This window comes from Mycobacterium sp. E1386 (assembly GCF_001672745.1).
Classification (GTDB): Bacteria; Actinomycetota; Actinomycetes; order Mycobacteriales; family Mycobacteriaceae; genus Mycobacterium.
Map to the genome: position 1 here is coordinate 1 of NZ_LZKH01000254.1, position 19,472 is coordinate 19,472.

22 protein-coding genes and 2 pseudogenes are annotated in these 19,472 nt (G+C 68.6%); 17 read left to right on the plus strand and 7 right to left on the minus strand.

Annotated elements, in window-relative coordinates:
* Positions 1–141 precede the first annotated feature (141 nt).
* Positions 142–569 (plus strand): annotated as a pseudogene (locus tag A5709_RS25455) (metallopeptidase family protein).
* Positions 566–757 carry a hypothetical protein gene (locus tag A5709_RS25460; RefSeq protein ID WP_067950205.1) on the plus strand — a complete coding sequence of 64 codons (192 nt, stop codon included), beginning with the start codon at positions 566–568 and terminating at the stop codon, positions 755–757. Before A5709_RS25455 ends, A5709_RS25460 begins: the two are co-directional and overlap by 4 nt.
* A 7-nt stretch (positions 758–764) precedes the next feature.
* Here A5709_RS25460 and A5709_RS25465 read toward each other — a convergent pair whose 3' ends face one another.
* Both A5709_RS25465 and pheA read right to left on the minus strand, forming a co-directional pair.
* Positions 765–1,451, minus strand: a complete 687-nt coding sequence (locus A5709_RS25465; RefSeq protein WP_068123433.1) for a histidine phosphatase family protein — start codon at positions 1,449–1,451, stop codon at positions 765–767.
* Positions 1,448–2,398, minus strand: a complete 951-nt coding sequence (gene pheA, locus A5709_RS25470; RefSeq protein ID WP_067950201.1) for a prephenate dehydratase — start codon at positions 2,396–2,398, stop codon at positions 1,448–1,450. Before pheA ends, A5709_RS25465 begins: the two co-directional genes overlap by 4 nt.
* 90 nt (positions 2,399–2,488) lie before the next feature.
* On the opposite strand from pheA, the gene A5709_RS25475 reads away from it, so the two are divergent.
* Together A5709_RS25475 and A5709_RS25480 are read left to right on the plus strand one after the other, a co-directional pair.
* Entirely contained in the window at positions 2,489–3,292 is an 804-nt protein-coding gene (locus tag A5709_RS25475; RefSeq protein WP_068011324.1) for a DUF2470 domain-containing protein, read from the plus strand.
* Between the two features lie 45 nt (positions 3,293–3,337).
* Positions 3,338–4,522, plus strand: a complete 1,185-nt coding sequence (locus A5709_RS25480) for an LCP family protein (protein ID WP_068123436.1) — start codon at positions 3,338–3,340, stop codon at positions 4,520–4,522.
* On the opposite strand, the gene A5709_RS25485 is transcribed toward A5709_RS25480, so the two are convergent.
* Together A5709_RS25485 and A5709_RS25490 are read right to left on the minus strand one after the other, a co-directional pair.
* Positions 4,519–5,334 (minus strand): glycerophosphodiester phosphodiesterase, encoded by an 816-nt coding sequence (locus tag A5709_RS25485; protein ID WP_067944428.1) that lies wholly within the window; start codon positions 5,332–5,334, stop codon positions 4,519–4,521. The two genes, A5709_RS25480 and A5709_RS25485, sit on opposite strands and share 4 nt — an antisense overlap.
* The gene (locus A5709_RS25490; RefSeq protein ID WP_082953351.1) at positions 5,331–6,371 is read right to left on the minus strand and encodes a DUF4328 domain-containing protein; all 1,041 of its coding nucleotides are present in this window, start codon (positions 6,369–6,371) and stop codon (positions 5,331–5,333) included. Before A5709_RS25490 ends, A5709_RS25485 begins: the two co-directional genes overlap by 4 nt.
* Positions 6,372–6,808: 437 nt before the next feature.
* Here A5709_RS25490 and A5709_RS28575 point away from each other — a divergent pair, with 437 nt between their 5' ends.
* From A5709_RS28575 to rraA, 9 genes and pseudogenes are all read left to right on the plus strand, one after another.
* A complete protein-coding gene (locus A5709_RS28575) occupies positions 6,809–6,964 on the plus strand; it encodes a hypothetical protein (protein ID WP_167385587.1) in 156 nt (51 codons plus the stop codon).
* A 146-nt stretch (positions 6,965–7,110) separates the two neighbouring features.
* On the plus strand, positions 7,111–7,734 hold the full coding sequence (locus A5709_RS25495; protein WP_067944425.1) for a superoxide dismutase: 624 nt from the start codon (positions 7,111–7,113) through the stop codon (positions 7,732–7,734).
* A 194-nt stretch (positions 7,735–7,928) separates the two neighbouring features.
* Entirely contained in the window at positions 7,929–8,462 is a 534-nt protein-coding gene (locus A5709_RS25500; RefSeq protein WP_065445986.1) for a peptidase, read from the plus strand.
* A gap of 593 nt (positions 8,463–9,055) precedes the next feature.
* On the plus strand, positions 9,056–9,454 hold the full coding sequence (locus tag A5709_RS25505) for a helix-turn-helix transcriptional regulator (protein ID WP_067944423.1): 399 nt from the start codon (positions 9,056–9,058) through the stop codon (positions 9,452–9,454).
* A 136-nt stretch (positions 9,455–9,590) separates the two neighbouring features.
* A complete protein-coding gene (locus A5709_RS25510) occupies positions 9,591–10,247 on the plus strand; it encodes a DUF6474 family protein (RefSeq protein WP_068010564.1) in 657 nt (218 codons plus the stop codon).
* A gap of 7 nt (positions 10,248–10,254) precedes the next feature.
* Positions 10,255–10,947, plus strand: a complete 693-nt coding sequence (locus A5709_RS25515) for a YcnI family protein (RefSeq protein ID WP_082953352.1) — start codon at positions 10,255–10,257, stop codon at positions 10,945–10,947.
* Positions 10,944–11,441: a copper resistance CopC family protein gene (locus A5709_RS25520; protein WP_068123439.1), complete on the plus strand. Its 498-nt coding sequence runs from the start codon at positions 10,944–10,946 to the stop codon at positions 11,439–11,441. The genes A5709_RS25515 and A5709_RS25520 overlap by 4 nt, the downstream gene beginning before the upstream one ends.
* A 171-nt stretch (positions 11,442–11,612) precedes the next feature.
* Positions 11,613–11,744: pseudogene (locus tag A5709_RS29315) on the plus strand (hypothetical protein); the annotation flags it as partial.
* A 275-nt stretch (positions 11,745–12,019) separates the two neighbouring features.
* A complete protein-coding gene (gene rraA / locus A5709_RS25530; protein WP_067944415.1) occupies positions 12,020–12,499 on the plus strand; it encodes a ribonuclease E activity regulator RraA in 480 nt (159 codons plus the stop codon).
* Here rraA and A5709_RS25535 read toward each other — a convergent pair.
* Positions 12,496–13,965 carry an NAD(P)/FAD-dependent oxidoreductase gene (locus A5709_RS25535; RefSeq protein ID WP_068123446.1) on the minus strand — a complete coding sequence of 490 codons (1,470 nt, stop codon included), beginning with the start codon at positions 13,963–13,965 and terminating at the stop codon, positions 12,496–12,498. The two genes, rraA and A5709_RS25535, sit on opposite strands and share 4 nt — an antisense overlap.
* 76 nt (positions 13,966–14,041) lie before the next feature.
* Here A5709_RS25535 and A5709_RS25540 point away from each other — a divergent pair, with 76 nt between their 5' ends.
* The 3 genes from A5709_RS25540 to A5709_RS25550 all read left to right on the plus strand — a co-directional run bounded on the left by A5709_RS25540 (position 14,042) and on the right by A5709_RS25550 (position 16,892).
* Positions 14,042–14,683: a TetR/AcrR family transcriptional regulator gene (locus A5709_RS25540; protein ID WP_068010574.1), complete on the plus strand. Its 642-nt coding sequence runs from the start codon at positions 14,042–14,044 to the stop codon at positions 14,681–14,683.
* Positions 14,684–14,782: 99 nt separating this feature from the next.
* On the plus strand, positions 14,783–15,982 hold the full coding sequence (gene dinB, locus A5709_RS25545; protein WP_068123450.1) for a DNA polymerase IV: 1,200 nt from the start codon (positions 14,783–14,785) through the stop codon (positions 15,980–15,982).
* A gap of 151 nt (positions 15,983–16,133) precedes the next feature.
* Complete coding sequence (locus A5709_RS25550; RefSeq protein WP_068010579.1) at positions 16,134–16,892, plus strand: YoaK family protein; 759 nt, start codon at positions 16,134–16,136, stop codon at positions 16,890–16,892.
* Positions 16,893–16,901: 9 nt separating this feature from the next.
* On the opposite strand, the gene A5709_RS25555 is transcribed toward A5709_RS25550, so the two are convergent.
* Positions 16,902–17,909, minus strand: a complete 1,008-nt coding sequence (locus A5709_RS25555) for a PHP domain-containing protein (RefSeq protein ID WP_068123454.1) — start codon at positions 17,907–17,909, stop codon at positions 16,902–16,904.
* Between the two features lie 25 nt (positions 17,910–17,934).
* Positions 17,935–18,363: a hypothetical protein gene (locus A5709_RS25560; protein ID WP_068123456.1), complete on the minus strand. Its 429-nt coding sequence runs from the start codon at positions 18,361–18,363 to the stop codon at positions 17,935–17,937.
* Between the two features lie 51 nt (positions 18,364–18,414).
* Between A5709_RS25560 and A5709_RS25565 the strand changes: the two genes are divergently transcribed.
* Positions 18,415–19,263 (plus strand): LLM class F420-dependent oxidoreductase, encoded by an 849-nt coding sequence (locus A5709_RS25565; RefSeq protein ID WP_068123460.1) that lies wholly within the window; start codon positions 18,415–18,417, stop codon positions 19,261–19,263.
* The last annotated feature ends 209 nt before the right edge of the window (positions 19,264–19,472 follow it).

A 19,472-nucleotide genomic window follows, 5' to 3' on the forward strand; every position in this document is an offset into this window, starting at 1 on the left:
GACAAATCCGGGATGCCGCGCCCATAAAACCGGCGCGGCTGACCGGACCTCAGGCCCCGCCCCCCGCGGACGGCGGGGCGCCGCCGCCGGCCAACCCGGGGCCTGAGGTGCCGCCCGCGCCGCCAGCCGGGGGCTAGCCGCGTGCCCGCGCGGATGGATCCCCAGCGGTTCGACGAACTGGTGTCCGACGCGCTCGACCTGATCCCACCTCAGCTGGCGGCGGCGATGGACAACGTCGTCGTGCTGGTCGACGACCGCCACCCCGAGGACGGCGAACTGCTCGGGCTGTACGAGGGGGTCGCCCTCACCGACCGCGACTCCGACTACGCCGGATCGCTGCCGGACGCCATCACCATCTACCGCGAGGCGCTGCTGGACGTCTGCGATTCCGAGGACGACGTCGTCGAGGAGGTGGCGATCACGGTGATCCACGAGGTCGCCCACCACTTCGGCATCGACGACGACCGGCTGGAAGAACTGGGCTGGGCCTGACGGCCGGTCAGCCGCGCCGGTTTTATGGGCGCGGCATCCCGGATTTGTCCGCGGCCGGTGCTATGAACGGGTCATGAGTGCTGACTGCCGCGACTGCCGGGCAGGCTTAGATCACTGTCACGGCACCATCATTCGCCATTCCCTGCGCCGCGCGGAGTGCACGGAGCCGGATTGCTTCAGCCCCGAGCTGTTGCCGCACGCCTTCGTGATCGACTGCGACGCCGTCGGTTGCGAGTGCTTCGAAGCGGTCGCGCTGGCCGTTTGACCGACCGTCAGCCCATCGGGTCGGTGCTCGAGTGCACCGCGTCCCCGACGGGACTGGCCTCGGGCTCGGGGTAGAACGGCGGCGTCAGGGTGCCCCACCGCACGCAGCTCCACCGCCCGTCGGTGATCGGCGCCAGCACCACCGATTCGGCGTTGTCGAGGTGGTTGTCCAGCGCGAAGCCGGCGTCCACACCCGCCAGCACAGCGGCGGCCAGCCGGATCGCCGCACCATGGCTGACGACGACAATGTCGCCCGTCCAGTCGTGGTCGTCGAGGTAGCGCAGGCGCAACTCGGTGAGCACCGGGACATAGCGGTCCAACACGTCGTTGCCGGTTTCTCCGCCCGGCAGCGGGACGTCGAGAGCACCGTGATGCCATTGCTCGTAGATCGCGTTGAATTCCGCGACCGCGTCGTCGTCGCTGCGGTTCTCCAGCGCGCCGACCTGGACCTCGTGAATGCCGTCGACCTCGACGGCGGACATCTCGAGCTCGCCGCCGATGACGCCGGCCGTCTGCGATGCCCGAATCGCCACCGAGTGCGCCAGCAGCCCGGGCCGTCCCGCACCCCGCGCGAAGGCGCGGGCCTGATCGCGACCCAGCGGCGTCAGCTCCGCGCCCGGCGGCCGGGTGTCCAGCCTGCGTTCGACGTTGCCGTACGACTGGCCGTGTCGCACGAGCACCAACCGGCCGGTCACAACTCGATTCCCCCGGTCGCCGTTCCCGGTTTTCCTTCTCGTAGCCGCGCCAGCCAGCGGGCCGCCTCGTCGGCCGGCGGCGGCAGCACCCCGGCGGGCGAGCCCGTCGGCCAAGATCCCAGGTATCGCACATCGGCACAACGACGGTGCAGCGCTTTAAGTGCCTCGGCGACGGCGTCGTCGTCGATGTGGCCCACGCAGTCGGCGAAGAAGACGTAGGTGCCCAGCGCGGTCCGGGTCGGCCGGGACTCGATCCGCGTCAGGTCGATGCCGCGGATCCCGAATTCGGTGAGCGCGCCCAACAAGGCACCGGGGGCGTTTTCGATCCGCAGCACCACCGCCGTCCGGTCGGCCCCGGTGCGGGCCGGCGGCGGGCCCGGCAGGCCCACCAGGAGGAAACGGGTGCATGCGTTGGGCTCGTCGACCACGCCGTCGGCCAGCGCCGCGAGTCCCCAGTGGGTGGCGGCCAGGGGCGAGGTGATCGCGGCGTCCGCCTGTCCCTCGGCGACCTGCCGCGCCGCGTCGGCATTGGAATACGCCGGCCGGGGCTCGGCGTGGGGCAGGTTCGCGGCGACCCACCGCCGCACCTGCGCCGCCGCCACCGGAAAGGCCGCCAGGGTGCGCACGTCGTCGGCGGAGCGGCCGGGTTTGACGACGATCGTGAACGCGACGTCCAGGGTCGTCTCGGCGAAGACTTGCAGCGGCGAACCGATGGCCAGGCTGTCCAGCGTGGGCGTCACGGACCCGTCGATCGAGTTCTCGATCGGGACGCAGGCGTACTCGGCGCCGCCGTCGCGCACGGCGTCCAGCGCCGCGGCGGTGCTGTCGATGGGCAGTCGCCGCACCTCGTCTGACACCCGGCCCGGAACCAGACCGGCGGCCGTGATCTGCAACAGCGCCGCCTCGGTGAATGTCCCTTCCGGGCCGAGATAAGCGATGCGGACCACGCCCCAACCCTAGCGGCGGGAGGCGTCAAACCGCTCTTGCGGCGCCTTGCCATCTAAGTTAACTTAGGCTTACCTAATTTAAGGAGAACGGTGTTACCCCTGACCTGCCCCGCCCCGACGACCGCCGAACGTATCCGCAGCGCGTGTGTCCGAGCCGGCGGCGCGCTCCTGGCACTGGAATCCGCGCCCGCCCGCCAGGGCCCCGTCGTGACGCCCGTGCATCACCTGCTGCCCGACGGGTCCTTCGCGCTGGCGATCCCCAGTCAGCGCGCAGGACGGCCGGAAGGCTCCGTCGCCGGATCGCAGGCGCTCCTGGAGTTGACCGACTATGCACCCCTTCCGCTGCGGGAGCCGGTGCGCTCGCTGGTGTGGGTGCGCGGGCAGCTGCACGAGTTTCACCCGGCCGAGGTCGCCGAGACGGTCGACCTGATCGCCGCCGAGTGGCCGCACCCCGCGCTGCTTCAGGTCGACACCCCGCGATGCGCCCCGTCGGCGGGGCAGGAACCGCGCTACACGCTGGTCCGGCTGGAGGTCGCGTCCGTCGTCGTCACCGACGCCACCGGCGCCGAGCCCGTCAGCGTGGCGGATCTCCTTGCGGCCCGCCCCGATCCGTTCTGCGAGATCGAGTCGAACCTGCTGTGGCATCTGGACACCGCCCACAGCGACGTCGTTGCGCGGCTGGTGTCCCGGTTGCCCGCCCCGTTGCGCCGCGGGCAGGTGCGCCCGCTCGGGCTGGATCGCTACGGCGTGCGGTTCCGCGTCGAAGGAAAGGACCGCGACCATGACGTCCGGCTGCCGTTCCACAAGCCGGTGGACGACATGACCGGGCTGAGCCAGGCCATTCGCGTGCTGATGGGATGCCCGTTCATCAACGGGCTGCGCGCTCGCCACTAGCCGAACCCATCGTGTCGGGCGACCCCGGCCGCGTACGTTAACCAGGTGAACGGCGATCGACCACCGCACCGGCACGAACCGCGCACCGAGCCGTCACAGGTGATTCGCCGCGGCACCCGCCCGCCGGCGCCGGCCGAACAGACCACGCCGCTGCGGCGGCCAACGCCGCCGCCCCCACCCCCGCCGCCTCGCGCGGTCGAACCGCCGCGCCCCCGACAACCACCCGGAGCTCCGCCGCGGCCCACCGCCCCGCGCACGCGCCGCAGCCGTGGCTGGCGCCGCCGGCTACGAGCGCTTGCGTCGGCCCTGGTGATCGGCGTGCTGCTGGCCGGCATCGGCGTCGCCTGCGGGGCCGTCTGGTTCGACAGCCGGCTGCACCGCGACGACATCCTGACCGACTACCCGGGGCGCCCCGGGCACGGCCGCGGGACGAACTGGTTGCTCGTCGGGTCGGATAGCCGCCAGGGTCTCAGCCCCGAGCAGCAGGAGGACCTGGCCACCGGCGGCGACATCGGCAGCAGCCGCACCGACACCATCCTGCTGGTACACCTGCCCGAGCTGTGGTCCGGCGGGCGGGTGACGATGGTGTCGATACCGCGCGACTCCTACGTCCCGATCCCCGGCCACGGTAAGGACAAGATCAACGCCGCCTTCGCGGTGGGCGGGGCGCCCCTGCTCGTGCAGACGGTCGAGCAGGCCACCGGGCTGCGCCTCGACCACTACGCCGAAATCGGATTCGGCGGATTCGCCGGCGTGGTCGACGCGCTGGGCGGGGTGACGGTGTGCCCGACGTCGCCGCTCAGCGACCCGTTGGCCGGCATCGACCTGCCGGCCGGTTGCCAAAAACTCAACGGCCGCAACGCCCTCGGGTACGTCAGGACGCGCGACACCCCCCGGGCGGACCTGGACCGGATGGTCAACCAGCGGCAGTTCGTCGCGGCGCTGCTGCACGCCGCCGCCAGTCCGGCGGTGTGGCTCAACCCCTGGCGCTGGTACTCCGTGCCGCGCGCGCTTGCCGATGCCCTGACCGTTGACCGCGGCGACCACGTGTGGGACCTGGCCCACCTGGGCTGGGGACTGCACGGCTCGCCCACCGCTATGACCGTCCCGATCGGGGAGTTCACCAGCGGTGACGCCGGATCGGTGGTGGTGTGGAACCACGACGAGGCCAGCCGGCTGTTCGAGGCGCTGGCGGCGGACGCCCCGGTGCCCACCACTCCTTCGGACTAACCGCCCGCGCGGCCGTTCTCCAGGTACGCCTTGGTGCGGCCCGGGTGGTGGGTGGCAAGCCAGGCCACCCCGACGTCGCGGCAGAAGTCGAGGTCTTCGTACTCGTCGACGTTCCAGCAGTACACCGCGCGACCCTGGGCGATCGCGCGATCCGCGAGTTGGGGATATTCCTTCAGCGTCGCCAGCGACGGGCCGACGGCGGTGGCGCCGACGGCGGTGGCCGCGCCGCTGGTCAGGTAGCGCGCGGTCCTGCCGAGTAGGACGGTCGGCAGCAGCGGCGCGGCTCGCCGGATGCGCCAGACCGCGGACGCCGAAAACGACATGACCACCGCACGAGACCGGTCGGCGGAGGCGGGCGCGGCGATGCCGAACCTGTGCAACAGCGCGAGCAGCTTCGTCTCCACCAGCGAGCCGTACCGCACCGGGTGCTTGGTCTCGATGAAGAGCTTCACCGGCCGGTGCCAATCCAGAACGAGGGAAACCAGGGCGTCCAGCGTCAACAAACTGGTGTCACCGTGCGTGCCGTCTTCACGCCAGCTGTCATGCCATGCGCCGTACTCGAGCTCACGCAGCTCGGCGAGGGTCATGGTGCTGACCAGGCCGGCCCCGGTCGAGGTCCGGTCGAGCCGGCGATCGTGTACGCACACCAAGTGGCCGTCGCGGGTCAGGCGCACGTCGCATTCGACGCCGTCGGCGCCCTCTTTGAGGGCGAGGTCGTAGGCGGCCAGCGTGTGTTCGGGCCGCGCGGCCGACGCGCCGCGGTGGGCAACCACAAAGGGGTGCCCGGCGAGCACCTCCTCGGCCCACGTCATACGCCTAATGCTGCCGCTTCCTGCCCCTCGAGCTCAACCGGACGTGCTGCCGGCGCGTCGGCGACGACGACCCAGCGGTGCGCGGGCCGTTCGACCGGTTTGCGTTCGAAGCCCTCGAAGACGCGGGCGGCCGCGGCCACCGTGAGCGCCGCGATCAGGTAGGCGAACACCATCGTGATGGTGTTGTTGGCGATGCCTTGAGCGTCCCTGGCGAAGCTGGTGACCATGGCGAATATGGAGACCAGGTAGCTGGCGACCCAGGCGATCCACCACTCGGCGATGGGTCGGCGTATCCGGGCATAGTGCTCTTCCAGGATCGCCAGCTCGATGACGTACACCGGCGCCCACAGCAGGTTCGCCAGCGGCACCACGCACCCGGCCCACAACGCCCGGGTGGACCGTGGCTCCGGCAGGCCGTGATGGGCGAACACGGCGGCGCGCCGCGCGATCAGCCAGCGGATCAGCATCGCCCCGGAGGTGAGCACCGCCACGATCGCGCCCACGCTGGCCAGGATGCCGAGCCAATCCGCCCCGGCGGCCACCCACGAGTTCAGCAGGGTGTTCCGGTTGACGATCAGCAGCACGTATCGCACGACGTAGACCAAGGCGGCGATGCCGAGAACGAGCACGCTCACGAACAGCGTGGTGCGGATCGTCGCTGCCGACGGCGCGGCGTGCGCGGGCTTTTCGACTGCCACCGGCCCTTGCCCAACGCGATCGGCCAGGCCCCAACGCGGCATCACGGCATAACGCGGGGTGGGGCCGAGTGGACGCCTTAGGCGGCGGGTGGGCGGGGCGGCGCCGGGACGCACCGCTATCCAGCGAAAGCCCGGCGGTAGGCGCGGCGGGGTGCGCTGCCAGCCCCGAGAGCCGGATGATCGGTTCGTCGCCGCGGCGTTGGGTGGGCTCCAACTCCCGCCGGGCGCCGGCGCATCCGGCAGGGGCGCCATCAGCGCTCCCTGACAACGGGGACACCACGCGCGTTGCCGCTCGCGCACGTTCCACCGAGTGCCGCACTGGGAGCACACCTGGATCACCGGACTAGCGTAACCGCGCGACGATGCGCGCCGCGGGACGCTCAGCGACGGCCGCAGTAAGGCCGGTCGGCTATTACTCAGCTATCACGACCTATCCACAGTTTCCACAGGTTTATCCACATGGCCTCAGTGGGTAAGGGAAGCATTACTACAGCTTTACCGGCTAGCCGTGGTGCCATTGTGGATAACACCGCGGTATCGGAGACATGCCATCGACAGGTCAAAACCGTCGTTGAGCGAAATGGATTGCCTTGCTAAGCATCCGCGCGGCCGGCTACCGGTCGCGCCCTCGGGCCGGCTTTCGGCCGGGTCGCCCTCAACACGCAGCTCAGAGCGTCATTTTCCAAGCCCGCCCGGAAGCGCTATGATCGCCTTCGCGAAAATAGTTTGTGACTCACCTCACTACCCCGAGGTGAGGAGCGGGTGAAAGGCGATTAATGGCCACGCATTCGTTCGGTCCGGGATCACCGGCCCCCTCGAAGTCGTACTCCGGCTCGCCCGCGTGGAATCACAGTTACAGCGTCGCCGCACTGCGCGCCGGGCTGATCGCACTGGCGTTGCTGGCGGTCCTCGCCCTCATCGTTTTGTCTTGAACCGACGCTGAGCGGGTATCCCTTCGGAGCTCATAGCGGTCTTTCTTGCGGTCCGCGCAGTCATGGAGCAGGGTTGTCTACGGCTGGCCGCCGCGTGGTAGGCCCGCGCGAATGAGCGTAAGAAGACAACCGAAGAAAGGAACGCCGTGGCTGAATACACCCTGCCCGACCTGGACTGGGACTACGCAGCGTTGGAACCGCACATCTCGGGTCAGATCAACGAGATTCATCACACTAAGCACCACGCCACGTACGTCAAGGGCGTGAACGACGCCGTTTCCAAACTGGAAGAGGCACGCGCCAACGACGACCACGCTGCGATCTTCCTGAACGAAAAGAACCTGGCGTTCCACCTCGGCGGCCACGTCAACCACTCGATCTGGTGGAAGAACCTGTCGCCGGACGGCGGCGACAAGCCGACCGGGGAACTGGCGGCCGCGATCGACGACGCGTTCGGATCGTTCGACAAGTTCCGCGCCCAGTTCAGCGCGGCCGCCAACGGCCTCCAGGGTTCGGGCTGGGCAGTGCTGGGCTACGACACGCTCGGCAGCCGGCTGCTCACCTTCCAGCTGTACGACCAGCAGGCCAACGTCCCCCTCGGCATCATTCCGCTGCTGCAGGTCGACATGTGGGAGCACGCTTTCTACCTGCAGTACAAGAACGTCAAGGCGGACTACGTCAAGGCGTTCTGGAACGTCGTCAACTGGGCCGACGTACAGAAGCGCTACGAGGCCGCCACGTCGAAAACGGGCGGGCTGATCTTCGGCTGAGTCCATTTCGGTCGGCAGGGGCGTCGCGCGGTTTGCGCGGCGCCCCTTTCGTTTGCCCGGTCGCGAACCGGGCACTCCGGAAACATGTGCGCCACTGGCCGTGTCGGGTTGCACGGCGCCGAACCCGCGGGCATGCTGAATTATTCGAGCTACCAGTGTGGTTAATCGGACGGAGGCGTCGCGCGGAGGTCGAAATGGAGACTGGGTCTGACCGCCCGATAGGGGTTTCCCCTTTCCATGCTCGTGGTGCCCTGAAAGGGTTTGTGATCTCTGGCCGTTGGCCCGATTCGACCAAAGAGTGGGCCCAGTTGCTGATGGTCGCGGTCAGGGTCGCGTCATTACCCGGATTACTCTCCACCACAACGGTTTTCGGCGCGCGCGAGGAGTTGCCCGAGGAACCCGAGCCGGGGACTGTCGGCCTGGTACTCGCCGAGGGCACGGTCTTCGGTGACTCGGCGATCCAGCCAGGCTATTTCGCCGACCATCAGCCCCCCGCGCTGCTGATGCTGCATCCGCCCTCGGAGACCACCCCGTCGTTGCCGGAATGCAGCGGGGCGGCATCCGGATGCGTCCTGCTTCCAGGTTTGCCGTACCTGGGACTCGAACACCGGGCCGCCTGGGTGGAAGCGGAGGCCGACGGCACCATCACCTCCATGGTGAGCCGCGTCGGCGTCGACCCCATCAGCCATCCTGATACCGCAATCCTGGCGATGCTGCTCGCGGCATGAGCGTTTAGCCCGGCGCCCGCACCGAAAAATCGGACCGCCGAATTCGGTCGCTTTCTCGTCGAGCCCGTCATTGATTCCAGACAGCGACGGGCGGCGCGCTCCCGTCGGTTCCCGGGTTCCGCGCCGGCAGCTCGGCCCATGACGATTGGGCGATAGGCCTGGTTACGGACGGCCTGCCGCGACGGCCAACGGACCGCGTTTCGCATTTCGGATAGCTCCACGAGCGGCGGTTTCCGGCCTCGGAGCGCGTCCGACAGCAAATAAGGCGTTAAGCAATCATAAATTGCTGCCCGGTTGCGGTGCGACCGCCCAGCACGTTTCCATCCTACCCCCCGCCGAACCAAGCGGGGTCGCCCCGCCACTTACGGCGTCGAGCCGAATTCTGCGGATAACCTGTGAGTTTCGCTGATTTAGTGGACACCCCAGCGAATCAGTTAGACGCTCGTCAAGTGTGGCATCGGCAAGCCCCAGCTACGCCTGGACCGAAACCTTGGGGGTTTGCACCTAGTTAGGGGAACCAACCCTCGCTACCATGATCAGCAAATACACCTAGGTAATAGTTCACTTCTACAGCCAAGTGGAGGTCATATCCAATGAGCACGACGTTCGCTGCTCGCCTGAACCGCCTGTTCGACACGGTGTATCCCCCGGGACGCGGGCCGCACACCTCCGCGGAAGTGATCGCGGCGCTCAAGGCGGAAGGCATCACGATGTCGGCTCCGTACCTGTCGCAGTTGCGTTCGGGGAACCGCACCAACCCGTCGTCGGCGACAATGGCCGCACTGGCCAACTTCTTCCGCATCAAGCCGGCCTACTTCACCGACGACGAGTACTACGAGAAGCTCGATCAGGAGTTGTCGATCCTGGCGACGATGCGCGACGACGGTGTGCGCCGCATTGCCGTGCGCGCCTCCGAGTTGTCCCCCGAGGCCCAACACGAGGTCATGCAGCGGGTCAACGAGCTGCGCCGCGCGGAACACCTGGACGTCTAGCGAACGCCCGGGCTGATAACCGGTTGGCCCGGGGCCGACCTGGAGGGCTTGCGCCCGCCCATTCCGATTAGGGTTGGCTCACGGATCGCGCACGCGCGAAAGCGATAGCCACGAGAGACCGGGGAGGCGGCCGGGAATGGCCCTGTTCCGCAAGCGAAAGAGTCGCGCGACGCGTCGCGCCGAAGCCCGTGCGATCAAGGCCCGCGCGAAGCTGGAGGCCAAGCTGGCCGCCCGAAACGAGACTCGCCGATACAAGGCCGCCCACCGCGCGGAGGCCAAAGCGCTCAGGGCGCAGATCAAGGCCCAACGGGACAGCGACCGCAACGCCCTGAAAGTGGCCGAGACCCAACTCAAAGCCGCGCGCGAGGGCAAGGTCTTCTCGCCGACGCGAATCCGCCGGGCGCTCACGGTGTCCCGGCTGCTCGCGCCGATCCTCACTCCAGTCATCTACCGCGCCGCCATCTCGGCCCGCGCGCTGATCGACCAGCGCCGCGCGGACCAGCTCGGGATCCCGCTGGCCCAGATCGGGCAGTTCTCCGGCCACGGCGCGCAGCTGTCCGCCCGGATCGCCGGAGCGGAGAAGTCTCTGCGCACCGTGCAGGAAAAGAAGCCCAAGGACGCCGAGACCAAGCAGTTCGCGTCGGCCATCACCGAGCGGCTCACCGATCTGGCTGCGGCCGTCACCGCCGCCGAGAACATGCCGGCCGCGCGGCGCCGGGCGGCCCACGCCGCGATCTCGTCGCAGCTCGACGGCATCGAGGCGGACCTGATGGCCCGGCTCGGGTTGAGCTGACCAACCAATGGGGTTGCCCGGCATCTCGACCCGCGCGCGGCGGGCGGCGCGCCTCCCGGTCGCGGTGGTGGCTGCCGCCGGCCTCTATCTGGGCTCGGCGGCGCAGCTCCCCGCGGCGTGGGCGCACGTGCACGCCAGCAGCGACAATGCGGCGCGAGGCGCCATGGCGGTCGTCACCTTTCAGGTGCCCAACGAATCGAACACCGGCGCGGTGACCACCGCGCTGAGCGTCGCCCTGCCCGACGTGGCCTCGGCGCGCACCGAGAGCATGCCGGGATGGACGACCAAGCTCGACCGCGACGCGGCGTCGGGCGCGGTGCACTCGGTGACGTGGACGGCCGCGCCGGGCGCAGGCATCGGCGTGGATCAATTCGCCCTGTTCCGGATATCGGTGAAGTTGCCCGACACGGAGACCGTCAGCTTTCCGGCCACACAGACCTATTCCGACGGCACGGTCGTGAAGTGGGACCAGCCGCCGCGGCCCGGCGGCGGTGAGCCGGAATACCCGGTGCCCACGCTGACGCTTGGCGGGGGACCGATAGCGTCCCACGGCCATCAGCCGCCTTCGGCCTCGCCCGCCGACCAGGCCGCGCCGCCACGGCCGAGATCCGCGGACAACACCGCCCGGCTGTTGGGCGGTGCCGCCCTGGTGGTGGCCGCGCTGGGTATCTGCCTGGCGCTGATCCGCCGACGGGCATGATGCGGCTGGCGATCGCCGCGTGCGTCGGTGCCCTCCTGGCGATCGCACCGCTGACCGCTCCGTTGGCGTCGGCGCACGCAGCCCGGGTGGCCACCGATCCGGCGGACAACGCGGTCCTCGCCACCGGTCCCGAACGGGTGAGCGCCACCTTCAACGAACAGCTGCAGAGCACGTTCGCGGCCATGACCGTCGTCGGGCCCGACGGCAACGTGTGGTCCACCGGAGACCCGACCGTGCGTGGCGCGGTGGTCGGCATCGACCTGCGGCCGCTGGGGCCGGCCGGCGTCTACACGGTGAACTACCGGGTCACCTCCGCGGACGGCCACGTGGTCTCCGGATCCTGGTCGTTTCGGCTGACGGTGCCGGGCACCGGCACGCCAGGGCCCCCGGCCGCCGGGGACCGCGGCTCGGATGTCCCGGTCTGGCCGTTCATCGTGGTGGCGGCGGTGCTTGTGGGCGGGGGCGCCCTGTGGGTGGTGCGGCGCAGACCGTGACCGGCGGCCGAGGCGGCCGCGCTCGTGCTGGCATGATGGGTTCGAAGAACCCGCGTGGGCTAGAAACTACTGAAATATTGCTCGAGGAGCGGCCGCATGGCAGACCCGCAGGATCAACCCGACAGCGAACCCGACGGCGCGTCGACCCCGCCGCCGGAGAAGAAGCCCCCGGCCAAGGCCGCGAAGAAGGTCGCGAAAGCACCCGCCAAGCAAGCGCCCGCGAAGAAGGCACCCGCCAAGAAGGCACCCGCCAAAAAGGCACCGGCGAAGAAGGCTCCCGCCAAGGCCGCCAAGCCCCCGGCTCCCCCTGCCAAGGCCGCCGAGCCACCCCTCGAGGTGCGGCAACGAATCGAAACCAACGGCGACCTCGCGGCCGCCGCCAAAGACGTAGCGGCGCAAGCGAAATCCACTGTGGACGCCGCCAATAACCCGGTTTCTCCCAACGCCCCGGCAGCGGCGGCCCTGACCCAGTCTCCGGTCCCGTTGATCGTCGCCCTGGCCGTCAGCCTCCTGGCGATCCTGTTGATCCGGCAGCTGCGCCGCCGCTGATCGCCGCCGTAGCCGCTACCGTGTCAGACGTGACCGTGTCATTCCAGCCGACCGCCGACCTCGTCGACGATATCGGGCCCGACGTACGCAGTTGCGACGTCCAATTCCGCCAGTTCGGTGGCCGCCCCCAATTCGCCGGACCCGTCAGCACGGTCCGCTGCTTCGAAGACAACGCGTTGCTGAAATCGGTTCTCTCGCAGCCGAGTGCGGGCGGGATACTGGTCATCGACGGCGGCGGCTCGCTGCACGCGGCCCTGGTCGGCGACGTCATCGCCGAGCTGGCCCGCTCCAACGGCTGGGCCGGGCTCGTCGTCAACGGCGCGGTGCGCGATGCCGCAGCGCTACGCGGGCTCGACATCGGTATCAAGGCGCTGGGCACCAACCCCCGGAAGAGCACCAAGACGGGCGCCGGGGAGCGCGACGTCGAGGTCACGCTGGGCGGCGTGACGTTCGTCCCCGGCGACATCGCCTACTGCGACGACGACGGCATCGTCGTCGTAAATCCCTAAACCGCTACCGGCGCACGCTTTTTCGCGAAGTGCAGGCCCTCATCGGCAACCTTGCCGCGCCGAATCGTGCGCATGTCGAAGAAGTAGTTCTGCTTCAGCCGCCACGGCGCGCGCGACCCTGACTTGGGCAGCATGTCCATCGCCCGCTGGAAATAGCCGGGGCTGAAGTCCATGAAAGGCAGCTCGTCGACGTCCGGGCCGGGATGCTGCGGCTCCACGAAGTCAAATCCGTTGTCGTCCATGTAGTTCAGCAACCGGCAGACGAATTCGGAGACCAGGTCGGCCTTCAGCGTCCATGACGCGTTGGTGTAGCCGAAGGTGATAGCGAAGTTCGGCACCCCGGAGAACATCAGGCCCTTGTAGGTCATCAACGACGTCAGCTCGATGGGCTGACCGTTCCGGGTGGGTCGCACCCCACCGAGCAACTGCATGTTCAAACCCGTTGCGGTGACGATGATGTCGGCCTGCAGCTCCTCCCCCGAGGTGAGCCTGATGCCGGTCTTGGTGAACCGGTCGATGGTGTCGGTGACCACGTCGGCCTTGCCGTGCCGGATGGTGCGGAAGAAGTCGCCGTCGGGGGCCAGGCACAGCCGCTGATCCCACACGTTGTACCGCGGCCCGAAGTGCTTTTCGACGTCGTAGCCCTGCGGCAGGCGGCGCTTGGCCATCGTCATCAACGTCTTGCGCATGTAGGCCGGACGCTTCCGGGACAGCTGGTACTGGAAGGTGCTGAACGCGATGGCTTTCCAGCGATTGGCGATGTGCGCCAGGCGGTCCGGCAGCAGTTGGTTGGCGCGTTCGGCGAACGGGTCGACCCCGGGCAACGAGCCGATGTAGGTGGGCGAGCGCTGCAGCATCGTGACGTGGCCCGAGCCCGAGTTCACCAGCGCCGGGATCAGCGTGATCGCGGTGGCGCCGGACCCGATGACGACGATCTTCTTGCCCGTGTAGTCGAGGTCCTCCGGCCAGTGCTGCGGATGGATGATGCGGCCCTCGAAGTCGTCGGCGCCGGGGAAGGTGGGCGAATATCCCTCGTCGTAGTTGTAGTAGCCGGTGCACGCGAACAGGAAGGAGCAGGTGAGCTCGCGCTGCTGCCCGTCGGACTCGACGGTCAGGGTCCAGCGGTTGTCGGCGTCCGACCAGTCGGCGGCCAGGACGCGCTGGCGGTAGCGGATGTGCCGGTCGATCTTGTTCTCGACCGCCGCTTCCCTGATGTAGGCCTTGATGTCGGGGCCGTCGGCGATCGATTTCGCCGACCGCCACGGCTTGAACCGGAAGCCGAGGGTGAACATGTCCGAGTCCGACCGGATGCCCGGGTATTTGAACAGGTCCCAGGTGCCGCCCAGGTCCTCGCGGCGTTCGAGGATCGCGTAGCTCTTGGTCGGGCAACGCTCCTGCAGGTGCCACGCCGCGCTGATGCCCGAGATGCCGGCGCCCACGATGATCACGTCAAGGTGCTCAGTCATGGGGCCACGTTATCAACGGCCTGTCGACGTAGTCAACAGGGTGTTGAAACTTTCGACACGGTGTAAAGTAACGGCCGTGACTAGCGCCGGCCAGACCCGTGCCCTGCGTGGCCGCCGTGCCATCCGCCCCTCGGGCGACGACCGTGAGCAGGCAATCCTGGCGACCGCCGAGCGGCTGCTCGAACAGCGCTCGTTCGCCGACATCTCGGTCGACGATCTGGCGAAGGGCGCGGGATTGTCGCGCCCGACGTTCTACTTCTATTTCAAGTCCAAGGACGCGGTGCTGCTGTCACTGCTGGAACCGGTGATCGCGCGGGCCGACTCAGAGTTCGACGGCGCGGTGCAGCGGCTGCCCGCGGATCCGCGGCGGGTGTGGCGCAACGGCATCAGGGCCTTCTTCACGGCCTTCAGCACGCACCGCCGGCTGGCGCGCGCCGCCACCGAAGCGCTGGCGACCAGCTCCGAGTTGCGCGTTGTGTGGTTGGGCTTCATGCAGAAGTGGATCGACCAGACGGCCGCGATGATCGCCGCCGAACGCGCACGCGGGGCCGCGCCGGAGACGATCCCGGCCGTGGACCTGGCCACCTCCCTGAACCAGATGAACGAGCGGACGATGATGGCCGCCCTGTCCGCCGAGACGCCGGCGGTGCACGAGGACCGGGTCGTCGACACCCTCACCCACATCTGGGTCACCAGCATCTACGGCGAATCCAGCTAGTGGCGATCGCAAGCGCGGCGTAGCCGGGCGATGGGGGCACCTCCCGCTTGCGGGGGACGGGTCGCCACCATCAAATCCGTCACCGGCGCGTGCGAACATATGTTCGTGCGGTGCGATGCGTCCATCCTGCACGCGGACCTGGATTCGTTCTACGCGTCCGTCGAACAGCGCGACGACCCGACGTTGCGCGGCCGCCCGGTGATCGTCGGCGGCGGGGTCGTGCTCGCGGCCAGCTACGAGGCGAAGGCCTACGGCGTGCGGACCGCGATGGGCGGGGCGCAGGCGCGCCGGCTGTGCCCGCACGCCGTGGTGGTGCCGCCCCGGATGAGCGCCTACAGCCGCGCCAGTGAGGCCGTGTTCGAGGTATTTCGCGACTGCACGCCGCTCGTGGAGCCGCTCTCGGTGGATGAGGCGTTTCTTGATGTCGGCGGGCTGCGCCGGATTTCCGGGACGCCGGTTGAGATCGCCGGACGGCTGCGGGCCGACGTGCGCGACCGGGTCGGCCTGCCCATCACCGTGGGGATCGCCCGCACGAAGTTTCTCGCCAAGGTCGCCAGCCAGGAGGCCAAGCCGGACGGGCTACTGCTGGTGCAGCCCGACCAGGAGCTGACCTTCCTGCACCCGTTGCCGGTGCGGCGGCTGTGGGGCGTGGGCGCCAAGACGGCCGACAAACTCCACGCCCACGGACTCGTGACCGTCGCCGACGTCGCCGAGCTGAGCGAGTCGACGCTGGCCTCGCTGCTGGGCGGCGCCATGGGTCGCCAACTGTTCGCGCTGTCCCGCAACATCGACCGCCGCCGGGTGACCACCGGTGTGCGCCGTCGGTCGGTGGGCGCGCAACGGGCGCTGGGGCGCGCCGGCAACACCATGTCGGCCGCCGAGATCGACGCGGTGGTGGTCAACCTCATCGACCGGATCACCGGCCGGATGCGCGCCGCCGGGCGCACCGGCCGCACGGTGGTGCTGCGCCTGCGGTTCGACGACTTCGGGCGGGCGACGCGGTCACGGACGCTGCCATGGGCGACGTCCTCGACGCAACCGATCCTGGCCGCCGCGCGGCAGCTGGTTGCGTCGGCGGCACCCCTGATCTCGCAACGCGGGCTGACGCTGGTCGGCTTCGCGGTGTCGGGCATCGACCGCAGCGGCGCTCAGCAGTTGGCATTGCCATTTGACCGGGAATCGCCTGCGGTCGACGCCGCGGTCGACCGGGTTCGCCAGCGTTTCGGCAAATCCGCCCTCACCCGCGGGGTGTTGGTCGGCCGTGAACTGGGTATAGAGATGCCACACCTCCCCGACTGACGGGTTGAGCGTATTTGCCCCAATCATTCTCTGCCACATGACTTTTGGATGATTTGAGGTTGATTTGAATCGGCTTCGCGGCCCGGTTTGTGGACGGCCCGGTTGTTAGGCTGACGAAGAACCCGACCTCGAAAGTGAGCAACTGAATCCGATGCCGCCGCCGCATCAAGCCCGCGACAGCGGCCCGCCCCGCGAGGGCTTCCTGCTCGGTTACAGCGCCCTGCTCGCCCTGTCCGCGGGCTTCGTCAACGCGGTGGCGCTGCTGATCTTGGCGTTGCCCGTCGGCAACCTGACCGCGATCACCACCCAGCTGGGCATGAACACGGCCAACCCGTGGCTTTATGAAGGCCACGTGCTCGGCGCGATCTTTGTGGGCTTCCTGACGGGAGCGACCATCGCCGGGGCGATCCTCGCACCCACCGATTCCCTCGCGGGCCCACGCCACGCCGCCGTGCTCTTCCTCGAGGCGGGGTTGCTTGTGCTCGCCGCCACCGGGGTCGAGGAGACCGTCGTCAAGGCGCAGATCAACGCCCTGGGGATCGAGCAGACCGCGGTGCAGGCGCTGTTCGCCGCCGCAGCACTCGGCCTGCAAAACGGGATGACCTCAAGCTTCCGCGGAATGGCGATCCGCACCACGCACTTCACCGGAACCGTCACCGACCTGGGGCTGATTCTCGGCCGCAGCCGGCTGCATGGCATCAAGAGTTGGAAAGCCGCGATCCTGGCGACCACCCTCCTGCTATTCCTCGGCGGCGGCGTAGCCGGGATCGTGTTCGGCGCCGAATTGGGCGGCTACGCGTTGCTCATCCCCGCGGCGACCTGCGCGACCGTCGCCGCCGCGAACCTCCTACAGGGCGCGGGCCGCACCGAGGAACCGGTTCCCGAGCACGCTGAAGAGGTGCGGGTCTGAGCGACCGGCTCAATTCGAGCCCGTCCACTCCAGCAGCTTCTCGGCCGGCCAGGTGTTGACAATGCGTTCGACGGGCACGCCGTTGTCCAGGGCGCGCTGCGCGCCGTAGCCGAGAAAGTCCAGCTGGCCTGGCGCGTGCGCGTCGGTGTCGATGCTGAAGACGCACCCGATCTCCAGCGCCAGCTGGAGCAGACGGGTCGGCGGGTCCCGGCGTTCGGGGCGCGAGTTGATCTCCACCGCGGTGCCGTGATCGCGACAGGCGGCGAAAACCGCTTCGGCGTCGAACTTGGATTGGGCCCGGACGCCCCGGTTGCCGGAGACCAACCGGCCGGTGCAGTGGCCCAGCACGTCGGCGTGTGGATTGGAGACGGCCCGCACCATGCGCCGCGTCATCGCGGCGGCATCCATCGAGAGCTTCGAATGCACGCTGGCCACGACCACGTCGAGGCGCTCGAGCAGCTCGGGCTCCTGGTCGAGGCTGCCGTCCTCGAGGATGTCGACCTCGATGCCGGTGAGAATGCGCATCGGCGCGAACTGGTCGCGCAGCTTGTCGATGACGTCGAGCTGTGCGCGCAACCGTTCCGGCGAAAGCCCGTTGGCGATCGTCAGCCGCGGCGAGTGGTCGGTCAGCGCGCAGTATTCGTGCCCCAGCGCCGACGCGGTCGCCATCATCTCGTCGATCGGGGCCGACCCGTCCGACCAGTTCGAGTGCAGGTGCAAGTCGCCGCGTAGCGCCGCACGGATGTCGCCGCCACCGAGATCCTCGGCGGCGGAACGCAATTCGATGAGAAGCTCGGGTTCGTGACCGGACCAGGCCTGGTCGATGACCTTTGCGGTTTTCGGGCCGATGCCCGGCAGCGATTGCCAGCTGTTGGCCTGACCGTGGCGCTCGCGCGCCGCGTCGTCGAGGCCCTCGATGATGTCGGCGGCATTGCGGTACGCCATCACGCGCCTGGGATCCTGGCGGCTCCGGTCCTTGTAGTAAGCGATCTGCCGCAAGGCGGTTACCGGGTCCATGACTCCAGTGTGCCTGGCCAGGGTGTCAGAATTGTCCGGCGACGAAACCGGCGAGCAGCACGCTCAAACCCCCGATCTCGCCGGCGATGAGCAAGGTCATGAAGAGTCCGGCTCCGGGCGCGGGATTCTCGAATTGGTTGACGGTGTCGCGTCGCGCCCCGTGTGCGATGTAACTGAGGATGGCGCCGACGAAGAAGAAGACGACCACGCCGGCCGCGGTCAGGTTGATCCACGTCGGCCAGGCGCTGAGCTCGACGAAGACGGCCAGCAGCAGCGTCGCGAAGGAGTAGAGCAACGCGGCCCGGTGCGCGATGTCGACATAGGGATGGGCGCGATGGTCGGCGGCGGCCATGATCTGCCGGTACTTCCACACCCCGAGGACCAGGGCAAGCAGGAAGATCAGCCCGGCCGCCAGCAGGGTGATCTTGGTGTCGACTCCGAGGGAATAGCTCATCGCGGCACCAAGTTTAGTTGCCCTTCATAAACATCGACTAACGTCGATTTCATGCGATTCGCCTTCAAGACCTCTCCCCAAAACACCACCTGGGCAGCCATGCTGGCCGTCTGGCAGGCCGCCGACGATATCGACGTCTACGAGTCCGGGTGGACGTTCGACCACTTCTACCCGATCTTCTCCGACGCCAGCGGGCCCTGCCTCGAGGGATGGACGACGCTGACCGGACTGGCGCAGGCGACCAAGCGGCTGCGGCTGGGAACTCTCGTCACGGGGATCCACTACCGCCACCCCGCCGTGCTGGCCAACATGGCCGCGGCGCTCGACATCATCTCGAACGGACGACTCGAGTTGGGGATCGGCGCGGGCTGGAACGAGGAGGAGTCGGGCGCCTACGGCATCGAGCTAGGCAGCATCCGGGAACGCTTCGATCGCTTCGAGGAGGCGTGCGAGGTCTTGACCAGCCTGCTCAGCCAGGAGACCACCGACTTCCACGGCAAGTACTACCAGCTCAAGGGCGCCCGCAACGAACCCAAGGGTGTGCAGCGTCCCCATCCGCCGATCTGCATCGGGGGCAGCGGGGAGAAACGAACGCTGCCGATCACCGCGCGCTACGCGCAGCACTGGAACTTCGTCGGCGGTCCTCCCGAGGAGTTCGCCCGCAAGCGCGACGTGCTGGCCGCGGAGTGCGAGAAGATCGGGCGCGACCCGAAGGAGATCACGCTGTCCGCCCATCTGCGCCTGGACGAGCAGCGCAACTACCAGAAGGTCATCGAAGAGGCCGCCGGCCTCGAAGCCGAAGGACTCGACCTGGGCATCGTGTACATCAACCCGCCGCATGACCCCGCCGTCTTGGAACCGCTCGCCGAGGCCATCCGCGATTCGGGGTTGCTCGATTGACGCGCCGGGTTCCCCGTTAGTCGCCCTGAGCAAACCTTTCCGACGCGCCAGACGGCGCGCGGCAGGGCCGTTATGCCCCGAAGATCAGCAAATCGTCAGCGGTTACCAGGCGCTCGTGTTTAGCGGGGAACTCGCGGCTTTTGACGGGGTGACGAAACCAGGACCAGGCGATTCGCCCCATCCGTGATCGGGGTACGGGATTGATGTGC